The 14,177-nt window shown below is 53.5% G+C and carries 15 protein-coding genes; 6 read left to right on the forward strand and 9 right to left on the reverse strand.

Annotated elements, in window-relative coordinates:
* Positions 1-254 precede the first annotated feature (254 nt).
* Together ACZ5FM_RS26645 and ACZ5FM_RS26650 are read left to right on the forward strand one after the other, a co-directional pair.
* Positions 255-1,868 (forward strand): SulP family inorganic anion transporter, encoded by a 1,614-nt coding sequence (locus ACZ5FM_RS26645; protein WP_312949126.1) that lies wholly within the window; start codon positions 255-257, stop codon positions 1,866-1,868.
* Entirely contained in the window at positions 1,865-2,482 is a 618-nt protein-coding gene (locus ACZ5FM_RS26650) for a ParB-like protein (protein ID WP_312949124.1), read from the forward strand. The genes ACZ5FM_RS26645 and ACZ5FM_RS26650 overlap by 4 nt, the downstream gene beginning before the upstream one ends.
* A 15-nt stretch (positions 2,483-2,497) precedes the next feature.
* On the opposite strand, the gene ACZ5FM_RS26655 is transcribed toward ACZ5FM_RS26650, so the two are convergent.
* Complete coding sequence (locus ACZ5FM_RS26655; protein ID WP_275642775.1) at positions 2,498-2,758, reverse strand: hypothetical protein; 261 nt, start codon at positions 2,756-2,758, stop codon at positions 2,498-2,500.
* Positions 2,759-2,810: 52 nt separating this feature from the next.
* Positions 2,811-3,491: a ribonuclease H family protein gene (locus tag ACZ5FM_RS26660; protein ID WP_312949121.1), complete on the reverse strand. Its 681-nt coding sequence runs from the start codon at positions 3,489-3,491 to the stop codon at positions 2,811-2,813.
* Positions 3,492-3,511: 20 nt separating this feature from the next.
* Here ACZ5FM_RS26660 and ACZ5FM_RS26665 point away from each other — a divergent pair, with 20 nt between their 5' ends.
* Entirely contained in the window at positions 3,512-3,958 is a 447-nt protein-coding gene (locus ACZ5FM_RS26665; protein WP_312949119.1) for a pyridoxamine 5'-phosphate oxidase family protein, read from the forward strand.
* 51 nt (positions 3,959-4,009) lie between these two features.
* Here the strand turns inward: ACZ5FM_RS26665 and ACZ5FM_RS26670 are convergent, their stop codons facing one another.
* From ACZ5FM_RS26670 to ACZ5FM_RS26685, 4 genes are all read right to left on the reverse strand, one after another.
* Positions 4,010-4,222, reverse strand: coding sequence for a hypervirulence associated TUDOR domain-containing protein (locus ACZ5FM_RS26670; protein WP_312949437.1), 213 nt, complete (start codon positions 4,220-4,222; stop codon positions 4,010-4,012).
* Positions 4,223-4,410: 188 nt separating this feature from the next.
* Positions 4,411-5,349 (reverse strand): hypothetical protein, encoded by a 939-nt coding sequence (locus ACZ5FM_RS26675; RefSeq protein WP_464041278.1) that lies wholly within the window; start codon positions 5,347-5,349, stop codon positions 4,411-4,413.
* Between the two features lie 79 nt (positions 5,350-5,428).
* Positions 5,429-7,339, reverse strand: a complete 1,911-nt coding sequence (locus ACZ5FM_RS26680) for a hypothetical protein (protein ID WP_312949115.1) — start codon at positions 7,337-7,339, stop codon at positions 5,429-5,431.
* 44 nt (positions 7,340-7,383) lie between these two features.
* Entirely contained in the window at positions 7,384-7,773 is a 390-nt protein-coding gene (locus tag ACZ5FM_RS26685; protein ID WP_312949113.1) for a hypothetical protein, read from the reverse strand.
* A gap of 592 nt (positions 7,774-8,365) precedes the next feature.
* Here ACZ5FM_RS26685 and ACZ5FM_RS26690 point away from each other — a divergent pair.
* Positions 8,366-9,049: a helix-turn-helix domain-containing protein gene (locus ACZ5FM_RS26690; RefSeq protein WP_275642779.1), complete on the forward strand. Its 684-nt coding sequence runs from the start codon at positions 8,366-8,368 to the stop codon at positions 9,047-9,049.
* A gap of 81 nt (positions 9,050-9,130) precedes the next feature.
* Here the strand turns inward: ACZ5FM_RS26690 and yghX are convergent, their stop codons facing one another.
* Entirely contained in the window at positions 9,131-10,030 is a 900-nt protein-coding gene (yghX, locus tag ACZ5FM_RS26695) for a YghX family hydrolase (RefSeq protein ID WP_312949110.1), read from the reverse strand.
* A gap of 545 nt (positions 10,031-10,575) precedes the next feature.
* Between yghX and ACZ5FM_RS26700 the strand changes: the two genes are divergently transcribed.
* Entirely contained in the window at positions 10,576-10,758 is a 183-nt protein-coding gene (locus ACZ5FM_RS26700; protein WP_275642781.1) for a hypothetical protein, read from the forward strand.
* A gap of 58 nt (positions 10,759-10,816) precedes the next feature.
* Here the strand turns inward: ACZ5FM_RS26700 and ACZ5FM_RS26705 are convergent, their stop codons facing one another.
* Positions 10,817-12,022 (reverse strand): DUF3422 domain-containing protein, encoded by a 1,206-nt coding sequence (locus ACZ5FM_RS26705; RefSeq protein WP_312949106.1) that lies wholly within the window; start codon positions 12,020-12,022, stop codon positions 10,817-10,819.
* A 286-nt stretch (positions 12,023-12,308) separates the two neighbouring features.
* Here ACZ5FM_RS26705 and ACZ5FM_RS26710 point away from each other — a divergent pair, with 286 nt between their 5' ends.
* The gene (locus ACZ5FM_RS26710; RefSeq protein ID WP_312949104.1) at positions 12,309-13,331 is read left to right on the forward strand and encodes an LLM class flavin-dependent oxidoreductase; all 1,023 of its coding nucleotides are present in this window, start codon (positions 12,309-12,311) and stop codon (positions 13,329-13,331) included.
* Between the two features lie 147 nt (positions 13,332-13,478).
* On the opposite strand, the gene ACZ5FM_RS26715 is transcribed toward ACZ5FM_RS26710, so the two are convergent.
* Positions 13,479-13,730 carry a WGR domain-containing protein gene (locus ACZ5FM_RS26715; protein WP_259148646.1) on the reverse strand — a complete coding sequence of 84 codons (252 nt, stop codon included), beginning with the start codon at positions 13,728-13,730 and terminating at the stop codon, positions 13,479-13,481.
* Positions 13,731-14,177 lie beyond the last annotated feature (447 nt).

Raw genomic sequence — 14,177 nt, forward strand, 5'->3', positions numbered from 1 at the left:
TCCTGACGTCTGTAATCATCGGCAGTTTAAGTGCGCCTGTGCTCGTCAGCTCCCCACAATTGAAAACTATAAAAGCATGTTCTGATTTTTCAAAGTATTTGATCATGCGCCTGAACCTGCGCGGCGACCTGCTTTAGCTGCTGGAATGCAGCCTGTTTTGCGGTCTGGATTTTCATTGGGAATTCAAGTTAGTCTTCCTCTCTATAGTACATGGGAATGGTCTGTAAGGACTTCGCTGATGATCAAGGTGCCACGTGACTAACAAAGGGCGGGATATTCTCGCAGGGCTCTCTGTCGCTGGCCTCATGCTTCCCGAGGCTATTGCCTATTCCGGCATCGCCGGGGTGCCTCCTCAACACGCACTCTACGCTGCGGTTGCAGGCTGTCTGGTTTATGCGGTCCTCGGGCGTAGTCGCTTTGCGATTATCTCACCGACTTCTTCGTCCGCAGCGATATTGGCTGCTATGCTGGTCGCGCTGGTCCCTGAGCCTGGACAAAAAATGCTGCTGGTTGCCGTGGTGGTGTTTTTTGTCGGGCTGTTGTTTCTGGCAGCAGGCCTGCTGAAACTCGGTGCACTCTCCAGTGTGATTTCTAGGCCGGTGCTGCGCGGTTTCACTTTTGGCCTCGCCATACTGATTACCTTGAAACAGTTCCCGTTGATTTCAGGGGTGTCGACCACAGGAGCCGGCACTTTTGAGACGATCTGGCGCATCATGACCAATCCAGATCAGTGGAATACATATAGCCTTTCGGTTGCGGCTGCAGCTCTGGCCTTTCTATTGGCCATGCGGCGGATTCCACAATTGCCGGCAAGCCTTGTGGTACTGGCACTCGTTATTCCCGTTTCGATACTGCTCAATCTGCAGGACAAAGGCGTTGCTATCGTTGGATCAATCGATCTGTCAGGGATCTGGGGCAGCTTCACGGCGATCTCGTTTGATGAACTTTCCCACGTGGCGCGCTTTGCTCCACCTTTGGTACTAATCCTGTTTGCCGAATCCTGGGGTACAATACGAGGATTGTCGCTCAGGCATGGTGAGAATGTCGATGCGAACAATGAGCTAAAAGCGCTTGGCATCGCAAACCTTGCCAGTGCCGCTTTGCAGGGAATGCCGGTAGGTGCGGGGTTTTCTGCAGGGGCAGCCAGTGAGGCCGCCAATCCGCAGACGCGGTTTGCTTCCGCGGTTGCCGCCGTCGGACTGGCAATCTTCTGTCTGGTGGCGTCCACATGGTTTGCTTACATTCCGCAAGCGGCACTTTCCGCAATCATCATTGTCGCCCTGCTCCATGCACTTGATCCCTCTCCGCTGATCAAGTTGTGGCGCTTGAAACACGACCTTATCCTTGCTCTTGGTGCAACGGCGGGCGTGCTGTTTTTTGGTGTTTTGGATGGCATGTTGGCGGCGATCGTGCTGTCCTTTGCTGTATTCCTGCGTCGACTGTCATCACCCCTTATCATGGTGCTGGGTCGGTTAGGCAGTAGCCATAATTTTGTAGACCTGAAACGGCACCCGGATGCCGAGGCTCCGGCGGGTATTATGGTTTTGCGCCCGGCGCAGCCACTGTTTTTTGGCAATGCAGAGCCGATCTTTGCCGACATCACACGTTTAATTCTTGCAAATCCGGACACAAACACTGCCATTGTCAGTCTGGAAGAAACATTTGAGCTTGATACGACAGCACTTGATGCCTTGCTGGAGTTCGATGCCAACCTGCGCAAGCGCAATATCACCATTCGTTATGCCCGAATGCATGACGCCGTGCGTGACGTGTTGGCACTTGGTGGCGGTGAGGATTTATTACGCCGTGCAAATTATAGTGTCGACGATGCTGTTACTGCTTTGGAAAAAACAAGGGAGCAGACATGACGCATATTTATGAACCCCGCCTCACCCGTACGGAGATTACAAAATTGCGACCGACCCAGATCACGGTTGGCTTTCGCGAGGTAGAACTGAAAAGAAAAGAGTGGCGGGAAACAGCCCCGACACGGGGCGATGGTTTTCTTGGCCATCATATTGTTCCTGTCGTTGCTGGCCCCAAAGGCAGATTGTTCCTTGTTGATCATCATCATCTTGTCCGTGCCCTGCACGAGGAAGGCGTTGAACATGTCCTGAGCAGCGTTGTCAGCAATCTCGCGCGTCTGGACAAAGACGAATTCTGGTCGGTGATGGACCATAAAAATCTGATCTATCCATTTGATGTCGCTGGCCTGCGACGGCACACTGACGACATTCCGAAAAAGGTCGAGGATCTCAAAGACGACCCTTTTAGATCTCTCGCCGGTTATCTACGGATGGCCGGAGGATTTGCCAAAGTCGCAGTTCCATTTTCGGAATTTGTCTGGGCTGATTTTCTCCGGCGCCGTATCGGCCTTGATTATGTCAATCGTGCCTTTGATGAGGCCGTGGCAACAGCCATGAAGCTGGCGAAATCGGGCGAGGCACGGCATCTTCCGGGGTGGTGTGGCATTGAGCAATGAGGGCTTGTTTAGATATCACTGACCCGGTAGTCGGGTTTCCCTCTGTTGCTGCAGCAGGTCACGCCAACGTTTGACGTAGCCATCCACAAAACGCGGCTGAATACCTTCGGCGGACATTTTTTCTGCCAATATTTCCAGATCGAAATCCTCTAGACGGGTTTCTGGCGGATAATGTTTCAGCGTATATTTGAAGGTCTCTTCCCAACTGCGCCGCACGCCCACGGAAGCGTCTTCGATATGGGGGCGATACCCTTGTATGAGTTCTGCCAGGGTCATGTTCAGAGAAATCCAGTTTCCAGGGATTTGCGACGATCGATACGTTGGCGGATTAGGGTGGTAACATCTTCCCGGCAGCCCGCGCCATTCTGTCCACCATCTCGTTGCCCTCGATGCCGGAATGCGCCTTACACCATTCTATCTCAATGGTTGGATGACGCAGGAGAAACCCGTCCAGTTCTTTCCAAAGCGATGCATCAGCTATCTGCCTTTTCCGTGCCCGCTGATTTGGGTTGATACGTTTCCAGCCATTGCCACGCCAGATCGCCCGCCAGTGCCGGCATCCTTCGACAACATGCACGGAGTCGGTTCGCAGAACGACTTGCCGGCCCTGCGCATGGCCATGCACCCACATCACCGCGTTCATGACGGCCAGCACTTCAAATGTATTGTTGGTCAGGCCCGCGTCGTTCCCGTGAGCCGAATGAATGAGTTGTCCGGTTTCATACACGGCAAAGGCCCAGCCACCCGTCTGGGTCGCAGGATCATAAGAGCCATCAGCGTATATTATCAGCGGGTCGAACATAAAGACATTTCGCAAGTTGCTGCCTGCAACAGCAGGCAATTTGTGTGATTGCACTTTGGCGCCACCACCGCAACCGCTGAACTCGATTAACTGGTCTTGTTGACGATGGAACGGATGACGAGTGGAATGGTTACATCTGTCTGCGCTGTCATGAGTGGTTTTCTCATAAATCCTGAATGAATGGCGCGTCGGCGTGGCCTTTGCCATCCATCGCGGGAGGAGCGATTATGACGACAACGAGGAACATGGAAAACCTATCAGAGCATATCCGCAAGATTGACTTCTGCATGATGTGCACACGCCGAGAGGATGGGCGAATTGCCACCCGGCCAATGAGCAATAATGGTGACGTCGAGTATGACGGGGACTCGTGGTTTTTTACCTATGACGACACGTCAAAAATTTCCGAAATCAACAGGGACCGCAATGTTACGCTGACCTTTAGTGAGCCGCCCAGTCTGCTTGGCAAACCGGGAATATTCATCTCCATTGGCGGCGTCGCTGAAATTATCAGAGATCGCAGCTACTTTGCTGAGCATTGGACAAATGGCCTCGATCACTGGTTTCCTGACGGTATCGAAACGCCCGGACTTGCACTTTTGAAGGTTAGTGCCGAGGTGATCCAGTATTGGGACGGCGAAGAAAACGGGAAGATCAATCTCGCTGGTAGCTGATACGCAATGACTTGTTTGGATCGGGAGGCGGAAGCTCGACCCGTAGGCGCGTCAACTCAGCTTGCGGAGTTGATCGGGCTTGTGGGCGGCCCGCTTTCCTGATTTCTCACTTTCCACGATATATTGCGGATCGTCGGGTGTTGCCTTGACCGGATGATCTTTTATCTTGGTCGCTGAGGTCTGTTTTCGGACAATCTTACCCTTGGTTTCACCCTGACTTGTGTTCCAGGCGACCTTATCGCCCTTACCCAACGACTTCACCATCATCTCGTTTCCTTACGTGATGAGCGGCAACGAAGGTGCTACCGCTCTCAAGATTGCAAACGAAGGGCACGCAGGTTTGGTTCCTGTATGTGAAGATGAAGACAACATGCTTAAAGCGGACCACGTCTGATCGCCACCATCACGACACCGGTCGTGATGGCTTTTGTATTGGCGTATCGCGGCCCCGATCATTCGGAAAAGTTGAAGACTGATCCGCTCTGCGGTTTTGCTGGAGCTTGAGCAGCGACGCGCATGCCGGTGGCCGTTTCGAATTCTTGAGTGAAGGTCTGGCGCGCCCTGTCATCGAGGCCAAGTGTTTTCATCCCCGCGGTGAGCCGTGCCGCCGGTTTATCCTTTGCAAGGAAAGCCTGTTGCAGGTCCGGCCGACTGCTCAAGACGGAACCGTCAGCTTCAGCGCCTGTCAGATCAATTGCCCCACATTCTGCAAGCTTTGTTGCAGACGGCTGTTTCTGAAAATCACTATAGCATTGTTCGATTGCCTCGATTGCGCCGACGATGCCAGTCTCTATGTAGATCTGCATGAAGCGTTCCCTACCCAAACGCGCGGCATCTGACACATTGCCGTTTTCTGCCGGCAACGTGACCGGTTTGACCACCGGTGTGCTTTCTGCTTCTGCGAAAGTGGGCACTGCCTTTGCTTCACCACAGGTGCGATCAGCAAGAACACGTGCCTGCTGGTTGGCCTTCACGACGCCGATGCGGTTGCCGGTTGCGAGTTCATTGACCACCAGTACCTCACCCTTATTTGTAAAGACACGGATCACGGCTGCGCAAGGCGTGGCATCACCTACGCGCTGGCGCCATTCAAGCTTCGCACCATAGGGTTGGCGTGCCTTGGGGCTGATCTCGAACATGTCGTCACGTTCCAACGGCGTCTTACCACCCATAGGCAGGTAAAACACGCCAACCAGCCCTTCGACATATTGCAGCACAGCCCGAACATTTCCGGGGCCGGTGCATTCCCGAATAAAGGCATCCTCGCCCTCTTCAGTCACCGGGCAGGCAAGGGTTTCGGAATAGGTCGAACGGACTTCGGCGGCGTGTGATGTCGACGCGATGCAAATGCCAGCCACAAGGCCAAGTGCGGATAATCTCGAAAAAGTCATGGATGGTCTCGCAGAACAGAGGGCAGAGAAACAGGGGCAGGTATTGGCCCGCCCCTTTACACTCAACGGTTTTCCAGGATCAGGGGCGGCAGGCTGGCGAACCCATGAAGCAGGCCGAGACGATCTCGATGCGCATGCGCTGCTTTTCCAGCCGCTCGATCGTTGACTTGTCTTCGACGGCGAGTACCCAGTCCGCATCGTTTTCATCTTCGTTCAGGACAAATTGCCATGGCTCTTCATCATTAGGGAAACGAACGGTCATGGCCTGCGTTTTCCACATCAGCATGCCGCTGCTGGAGAAGCTGACATTGATCTCGCGCACCGCACCCTTGCAGACGAGGTCCTTCAGTGGAGCCTTTGATGTTCCACTGGTTTCGGCCACGGCAACTGTTGTTTCAAGGAAGTCTTCCGATGCACCCGAAGCGGCCAGCGCGTTGGTGCAACGCAATTCATCTTCCTTCTTTGCCAGCTTCGTCGTCTCGACCTGGCAAGCGCTATGGACGGCAGAGAACGCGTTACCGCTCAACTTGGAAGGCAGATCGCTGCACAGTTCGCGTGCCACTTTGGCCTGTTCGGTACTTGGTTCAACGGAGGCGAACGCAGCGGTCACCTTCTCGAGGGCTGCAGTTGTCTGCTTTTCGTCGAGTGTTGTGCGGACAGCCTCACATTTTTCACGCACTGTCGTGCGCTGGTCTTCACCGAGATTACGAAGGTATCCAAGCTGATCGCAAAGGTCGCCGATCTGTTTGGCAGCGTCCGGTTTTTCCAACGAATAGGACGCGACCTGATCATCAATGTCCTTCATGGCAATGGACAGAATTTCCTGACGTCGGGCATCCAGAGGGCTACCGAAGAAACGGTCCGAAAGATTGGACTGGCCATAACCAAGACGCACTTTTTCCGGGTCGGGCTGGAGATTTTTTGTGTCAACCAGCGTTTCGACCGTTGCAGGAAGGGCACGCAGACGGGCCTGTTCCGCACGCAATGTCTCAATGAATTGCTGGCTCTTCTGTATTTCAGCCCACTGCGATGCCAGACGCTGAGAATAGTCCTTGTGAATGGCTTTGCAACCCGGCGCATCCTCCAGGAATTTCTCTGCCATGTCGCGCGTCCAGTAATCGAAAGGAACGGCGGTTGCGAGCTGAAGCTTGTCGAATTCGAAATAGTCATAGGCAAAGTTGAGGTTGGTAAAACGCTGACACATCAGGCCCGCGTCGCTGTTACCGAGAACGGTGGCCGGGCTGGCACCGCTGTCGGCCAGGCGATCGGCCGTCTTTTGCAGCATCGTCACCATGTCCCGAAAACCATTGTTGTCAGCGGAGGAACGCAGGGTGTTGGACAGGGCAGCATCAACCCGTTCGCTCAATGCCTTGCGCTCTGCGTCCGTGGAGATCGGCATCGCCGTCAGTTCGTCTGATAGTGTTGTTCTGTAGCGAGTCCAGAACTCGGAGATCGATTTGCTATAACGTTGTGAATAGGTCGTCTGATCGAGTTCCGGCAGGGCGTAAACGATCGGCGGGAAACGTGTAGCATCCGCAACCTTGGCTGCGACCTCTTCATCCGGTTTGCTGGTATCGAGCAGCGCAAACAACTGGTCGAAGCGATCCCGTGGACTGTCTGAACGGCTAACTGCAAAAGTCGAGCAATCCGATTGTGGAGCGCCCTTCATCCAGATTGCCCGGATCGTATCGCCGTCGGCTGCCACATCAAGTCTTGGGTTACCGTTGGCATCGTGAAGCTGCATGCCGTTGGCGGTCTTGCGCTCGGTCAAGTCGAGCCAGTTCACGTGGTTGGAGCCACGCTGCTGGTAATAGACGGTAACTGCAATGTCGCCGGACAGGTCTTTGCGGATATTCCAGTTGGTAGTGTAGTCGGTCTGGCCGCAATTGAATGCGCCGGAATAATAAATCTTCTGCGCCTGTTGGGCGCTGGCCGGGGTCGTGCCCATCAGCGCGCTGGCGGTGAGTGCCGTCGCTAGGAGATATCGCATGATGTATCTTTCAGGATTGCAATGGTGATAAAAGAGGAAAGGCATCAGCGGGCAGATGCGGCCCATCCGTCACTGGCTTTGACCATTCTGATCGGAGTTGTGATGTCGCGGCCTTCTTTACCGAACAGGCCGCCTTTTGCGGTGTAACGCACGTCGCAGACATAGGCCTTCTCACCACTTTCCTTGCAGCCGATCTTCTCGAGATCTGTTATCTGGATCGACATCATCTCGCTGACCGGGTTGGCGACGCCGGGAAGTCCTGCGCTCAATCCCGCAGTCAGGTTCTTCATCTGGTTCTGTTCTGCCTGGATTGCGCCGTTCAGCGCCTTGCTGATGTCGCTTGCAGACGGCTCCCCAGAGCATGAGGCGAGCAGCAAGGCGGTGCCGCACAGCATTACAATTCTTCCCGCAGGGATGGTGGTCATCAGTCGCATGTGTTGTCCTGTTTTACCTGTGAAAGGTCAGCATGAGATTGCTTGCGGCATGAGTGTCCCGTTGTCCTTGATTTCTGCCGCTTGTGTGGTTGCAATCGTCATGACGATCGTCGTGTTTGTTGATTAAAATCGGATGCGGGGGAAATGGGGACGCCTCTCATGAGACGAAAGAATGCTTAGCCGACCGGCCGATCCCATTTGTTGCCAACCTCCAGGGAGAGGCAGGCTGCGACGGTTCTGGTCGCCCTCGGCCGCCACAATTCCATCCAATTCTTAAACGGCGGAATAATTACGGACGGTAATTTTACCCTGTCGGTTCGCTTTTAAGGTGGCGCTTTTGTCCATGCTGAACAGAGCATTAATGGCAGCATTGTTTTTTTGCGTTGTGTTCCTTCACCGAGAAGCATGGGTTGAGTTGAAAAAACCGACGTGTCGGCAAAGCCGTGCTTGCTTCATTCGTGCGAGTCACGGGCAAATTTGGGTCTCTCGATGATTGGATATTTTTCGTATGGCGCAACAATCGTTTGCTAACGAATGTCAATCATATTGCCGTTGAAACAAAACGATAATTTCATACTCGGCACATGCAGACATGGGTTCATTCAATTCACTCTCTCAGGACCTTATCGATGCGTGGTTGCAGTCTGACGAAACCACTGGTGTCGATGAGCTCTATGCCGGTATCCTCAGCCGGCTGACTATTAAGATGGCGCTTTCGGTCATCACAACGAGCGCAGATGATCCCTACGACTGGCGCTTCCGTCGTGTGAAGGATTTTGGTTTCAAGAGTGGTCTGCTGAATGAAATGAAAAAGCAGTTTCCCGATGCCGCCTTACGCGACCTCGACCGTCGCTTCATTGATGATGCGATCATCGCAAGCTATTCACGGGCGCTCGAATCTAAACGTCCGGCCATTGATGTCGTGCGAACAAAACTTCTCGGTGTTCGGATTGGCTACGAGCGCCTTATCCTGCCGCAGAAGGTGGAGGGAAAACCCGGCTGGTGTCTGAGCCTGATCGAGGGGCGTTTCTTCATTTCGCGTATGCTGGAGGCAAAGACCGACATCACCGATGACAATATTATTCAGCTGCTGATTGAAGGGCAGTCCACCAAGGAAATTGCCGAACTGCTTAATCTGTCGCCTAGAACGATCGAGCATCGTCTCGACAGACTAAAGGATCGTTTCGAAGCAAGAAACCTGACCCACTTGGTGGCAAAGATCGTCGCCACGCAGGTTGATCGTCACAGTCATGATGCAAAAGCAGCGGCAAGCTGATCCGGAATAGCCTGCGAGCCCGCATAGCTGGCAAGGGCAGAGACGCCTCTGCCCTTGTCAGTTGCAACTGTCATCACCGTGTCAGGCAACGTATTTTTTGAACCACTCTATCGTGCGGTCCCAGGCGAGTTTCGCGGCCTCTTCATCGTAGCGGGGCGTGGAGTCATTATGGAAACCGTGATTGGTGTCCGGATAAATGTAAGCCTCATAGACTTTTCCATTTTCCTTCAAGGCCGCCTCATAAGCCGGCCAACCCGCATTGACGTTATCGTCATGCTGGGCAAATTGCAGCAGCAGCGGCGCCTTTATCTTCGGAACATCAGCCGCCGGAACCTGACGTCCGTAGAATGGCACGGAGGCAGCAAGTTCAGGATACGCGACTGCCGCGGCATTGGATACGCCACCACCATAACAAAAGCCGGTGATGCCAACCTTGCCGGTGGTGAGGTCGCTGGCCATCATCCATTCAATGGCGGCAAAGAAGTCATTCATCAGCTTGGTCGGATCGACCTGTCGCTGCAGCTCACGACCCTTTTCGTCATTGCCGGGGTAGCCGCCAACCGAAGTCAGTCCATCGGGAGCAAGTGCCACAAATCCCGCTTTGGCCACTCGACGGGCAACATCTTCAATGTAAGGGTTCAAACCGCGGTTTTCGTGCACAACAACAATCCCGCCCCTTCGGTCGGTAACCGCTACGCCGTCCTTGGCCGGGCGCACAAGATAACCTCGAACTTCGCCATTACCGTTTGGTGACGTGTAGGTGATGTACTCTGCCACAATATCTGGATCAGTGAAGGCGATCTGTTGGGCCAAAGCATAATTGGGACTGAGTGCTCCCAGAAGGGCGATGGCTGTCATACCGCCGACGGTGAATTTGCCCGCCCGGTCGAGGAATTCTCGTTTTGTAATCCGCCCGTGAGCGTAGAAGTCGTAAAGTTCGAGCAGTTCTTGCGGGAAATCTTTTGCGGTCAGGCGCGTCATGGTTCCTCCAGCCAGCTGTTTTACGTGGCGAACCATACTCCCCTGCCAGAGATAGGGAATTCAACTTTTGGCGAGTGGCGCTCTGCCGGCTCGAAGGACGCCGTCAGCAACGCATTATTTCCGCCGTCAGTTCGATTGCTCACCCAAAGTGGGGATGACAACTGTTCGCTGATTGGTCTGAAATCGTTCTGCTAATTTTGCATGAGGGGAAGACGATGCGCAGCCTGATTACAATAGTTTGCTGTTTTTTGATGTCAACGTCTCAAGGGGCGAGATATCCGTATGGTTGATAGGCCTAGAGCGTCAGGCTCTGACGATTGCCGCTGAGCTGACGTTTCCCCGGTGATTGACAGCCTGTCTTTATATCACTGCCTGCCGCTATCAAATTGATGCGACGTCTTTTTTTAGTCACCAGCTATGCCAGACATGGTCCTTTCTGTTATCCTCAACGCGGTCATCGGTCTTTAAAAATGCAAATAGGGGTACCTACAGTGCGGGATGAGGCGGATTTCTCACAGCATCTGAACTGTGACGTTGAATTGAAATTGAGCGGCCCGACGGGAAAAGCCATCGACAAGGCCTGTGCTAATGCTCTGCGCGCATTGGCAGATAGGCTGGAAAAGGGCGATTTTGAGGATGGATTGCATCCCGTAACCGACAATTCCGGAAAGCTCATCGGTGCAATTTACATCGATTACGCTCAAGACGCTGAAGTCGGAGCCGATTGAGTTGAGCGAATATGTGCGGGCTTGCATGTCGTGCGCCCAAATCCGCTCAACCGTGCTGTCACGCCTCGTGTTTCAAAGCGTGTTTTACACGTAATATGGTGATGCAAACCGCGATAATGACGAGCGGTATCGACACAAGCATTACCATAGGGCTCAGGTGATAACCTGAATGTTCAAGTGTCTCAAAGACCGTCTTTAGCAGACTGAGCAGATAGTAGCTGATGGCGATGATCGAGAAACCTTCAACAGCGCGCTGGATCTTGACCTGCGTTGCGGCACGGTCGGCCATTGCCTGGATTTGCACGGCGTTCTGGTACTCGATTTCGACCTGAATGCGTGTCTGCAAAAGATCGATCATGTGCATTGTTGCGTGCGAAAGCTGCTCTAACCGCACAGCTGTGGCGTGACACGTGCGGACGGCTGGATTGAAACGACGCGCGACAAATACTCCAAAACGCTGGAAACCGGCGACGTGTTGCTCTCGCAGTTCTGAAATCCGTTCTTCAACGATCTTCGCATAGGCCGCTGTTGCCCCAAAACGCGTACGGGTTTCAGCTGTTGCAGAAATGATTTCGGCAGACAGCAACGAGATTTCATCCAGTAGGGCCTTATGCTCTGATGTCGAGGTGCTCAAATTCCGGCTGGTCAATTGCACCAGCTTGGCATCGAAATCGACCAGCCGTGGCGACAGGCGTCTGGCTTCGGGAAGACCAAGCAGCGCCATGGCGCGATACGTCTCGATTTCGTATATCCGTCTGATCATTCGGCCGAGGCGATAGGCATTCAAATCATTGTTGAACAGGATGATGCGGCTGCTTTGGTCATCATGGACGCGGAAATCGGAGCAAACCTGGGCAGCCACGTTGCCGATGGACGATGCTGCGGTGTCGCCAAAGCCAAATTTTCTCAAGACGGGGCCAAGTTCAGCTGGCGCGGGGCCCGATACTAGAATGCAGACACGGCAAATAAGTCGGGCATCTGTAAGGCCCGCAACCTCAGCATATTCGCCTGTTGTGGTACCTGACGTTGGCCAGTTTTCACTGGTGTTATCAAGGGGATGAACTCGAGTGACGGTAACAAACTCCGTATGATGCTCGATCTGGGTCTTGAAGGAATTATCCTCCGTGATTCTTGAGACGTGGGCGTCGACATTGGGCCGTGCTGCCGCCGTTTCAGGCATAAAAGCGAGATGTTCCACAAAAGCCGGGCCTTCAAAATAGATCGACGGACGAGCGTGTAATTCTGAATTGAAATCGGCGGGCATCCGCTTTTACTCCGGGCTACCAGTGGAAACGTATATGCTGCTTTAACAATCGTTAAGAACGATGGCGACCGGTGATTGCTGTTGTGACAGTATGTCGCTGTGGGCCGGTTAATGTGGCGTTGTGTGCCGGTTGCCGTGCCAAAATGCGTGTCGTGAGGGCGATCGTTCACAATTCGACGACACGCTGTCTTTGTTTGCCGGATTGGATAAGGGGGAATGATGCCTATATGACTGGCAACAATGATGCCGGCGTGACCGGTATTTCTCCAACGTTTTGAAGGCCATCATGAAAAAGATCGGATTTTTGTCGTTCGGGCATTGGACGCCCTCCCCTCAGTCGCAAACACGCTCGGCTGCCGACACTCTTTTGCAGTCGATCGACCTTGCCGTAGCCGCCGAAGAACTTGGTGCAGATGGCGCCTATTTCCGCGTTCATCACTTCGCGCGGCAGCTCGCCTCGCCGTTCCCGCTGCTTGCCGCTGTCGGTGCCAGAACCAAGACGATTGAAATTGGTACTGGCGTCATCGACATGCGCTACGAAAACCCGTTTTATATGATTGAGGACGCTGGTTCGGCTGATCTGATCTCCGGCGGACGCCTGCAATTGGGCATCAGCCGCGGTTCGCCTGAACAGGTTATCGACGGTTGGCGGTATTTTGGCTATCGCCCGGCAGAAGGCCAGACAGAAGAAGACATGGCGCGCCAGCACACCGAAGTTTTCCTTGATCTCCTTGAGGGCGACGGATTTGCGCAACCCAACCCAAGACCGATGTTCCCCAACCCTCCCGGTCTGTTGCGGCTGGAACCACATTCGGATGGCCTGCGCGAGCGCATCTGGTGGGGCTCAAGCTCCAATGCGACAGCGGAATGGGCCGCAAAACTTGGCATGAACCTGCAAAGTTCGACACTGAAGACAGACGAAACCGGCAAACCGTTTCACGTTCAGCAGGCGGAACAAATCCGCACGTTCCGTGCTGCCTGGAAAGAAGCTGGTCATGCCCGTGAACCTCGCGTTTCGGTCAGCCGTAGCATCTTTGCTCTCGTCAATGATATGGATCGCGCCTATTTCGGTTACGGCAACAAGGAAGGCGATAGGATCGGTTTTATCGACGATAAGACACGCGCAATCTTCGGAAGGAGTTATGCAGCTGAACCGGAAGCCCTTATCGAGCAACTTAGGGCTGACGAGGCTATTTCCGAGGCTGATACGCTGCTTCTGACCGTGCCAAATCAACTCGGTGTCGCCTACAACACACATGTGATTGAAACGATCTTGAAGCAGATTGCTCCAGCACTTGGCTGGCGTTGATTGAGGCAAACTTTTGCTACGCCGATGAGGCGTATTGAGCCGTAGAGTTGAAGGCCGGTCTTGTCGACCGGCCTTTTGTTTTAATGACGTCGCCGGTGCCGAAACTGCCAGATATGTAAGCAATCTGGCGCGCTTTGAGTGCCGGTTTTAGCCCACCAGATCGCGGTAACCGCGGCGTATTTTCTGGCGTTCAATGCGCAGAAATGCTGCTTTTGCATCAAGCGGACGGTCAAATGTCTCGACCATCGTCTGACCTGCTGCGCCGATACGGCCCCAATTTCGGATAAGCGAGACTTCTCCGAACAATGTCGGTTGAATGCTCAACATGTAGAAGCGCCGCATGTTCTGCGCCCGGTCGATCCGTTGAAGATGAATGGTATGTCTGTCGGGTTTTTCCATGCCCGGATTGTCGCTGCCGACACGGATATCGTCCAACGACTAATCTGAATCGATCAGGCATCATTGATTCATGATTTTGATGATTTTCCGGAGCTGTGAGGTGTGTTTGGACGAGATATCCGAGCCGTTTTGACGCTAACTGGGCAACAGGGGCGGATATTGGCTGTGGCTGAGAATCAGTTGGTCGATTTCACGCTCTACAAAACTGATTCGTGACGCGTCTTCGTCATCAACGTGCCTGATGACCCCAAGGTTGCGTTTTTAAACAACTTTCATTCGTGGTGCGCACATCATGCAAAAGATGCCAATAGGACGACGACCAATTGGTTAAGATATTGATAAATAGACGTGAAAACCTTTTAACAGATGTAAACATCTGACGGATTTGACGTCGATGATAGGATTTCATTAACCAAGTAGGATTTGACGAAAATGCGGAATCGGTTA

The sequence above is a fragment of the Agrobacterium sp. 5Ca50 genome, from assembly GCF_055381905.1.

Bases quoted from the DNA above. Each gene is read 5' to 3' on its own strand.
- ACZ5FM_RS26680 (WP_312949115.1), bottom strand. From the start codon at position 7,339: ATGCGATATCTCCTAGCGACGGCACTCACCGCCAGCGCGCTGATGGGC.
- ACZ5FM_RS26715 (WP_259148646.1), bottom strand. From the start codon at position 13,730: ATGGAAAAACCCGACAGACATACCATTCATCTTCAACGGATCGACCGG.
- ACZ5FM_RS26655 (WP_275642775.1), bottom strand. From the start codon at position 2,758: ATGACCCTGGCAGAACTCATACAAGGGTATCGCCCCCATATCGAAGAC.
- ACZ5FM_RS26705 (WP_312949106.1), bottom strand. From the start codon at position 12,022: ATGCCCGCCGATTTCAATTCAGAATTACACGCTCGTCCGTCGATCTAT.
- ACZ5FM_RS26665 (WP_312949119.1), top strand. From the start codon at position 3,512: ATGACGACAACGAGGAACATGGAAAACCTATCAGAGCATATCCGCAAG.
- ACZ5FM_RS26670 (WP_312949437.1), bottom strand. From the start codon at position 4,222: ATGGTGAAGTCGTTGGGTAAGGGCGATAAGGTCGCCTGGAACACAAGT.
- ACZ5FM_RS26675 (WP_464041278.1), bottom strand. From the start codon at position 5,349: ATGACTTTTTCGAGATTATCCGCACTTGGCCTTGTGGCTGGCATTTGC.
- ACZ5FM_RS26710 (WP_312949104.1), top strand. From the start codon at position 12,309: ATGAAAAAGATCGGATTTTTGTCGTTCGGGCATTGGACGCCCTCCCCT.
- ACZ5FM_RS26650 (WP_312949124.1), top strand. From the start codon at position 1,865: ATGACGCATATTTATGAACCCCGCCTCACCCGTACGGAGATTACAAAA.
- ACZ5FM_RS26660 (WP_312949121.1), bottom strand. From the start codon at position 3,491: ATGGCAAAGGCCACGCCGACGCGCCATTCATTCAGGATTTATGAGAAA.
- ACZ5FM_RS26690 (WP_275642779.1), top strand. From the start codon at position 8,366: ATGGGTTCATTCAATTCACTCTCTCAGGACCTTATCGATGCGTGGTTG.
- ACZ5FM_RS26685 (WP_312949113.1), bottom strand. From the start codon at position 7,773: ATGCGACTGATGACCACCATCCCTGCGGGAAGAATTGTAATGCTGTGC.
- yghX (WP_312949110.1), bottom strand. From the start codon at position 10,030: ATGACGCGCCTGACCGCAAAAGATTTCCCGCAAGAACTGCTCGAACTT.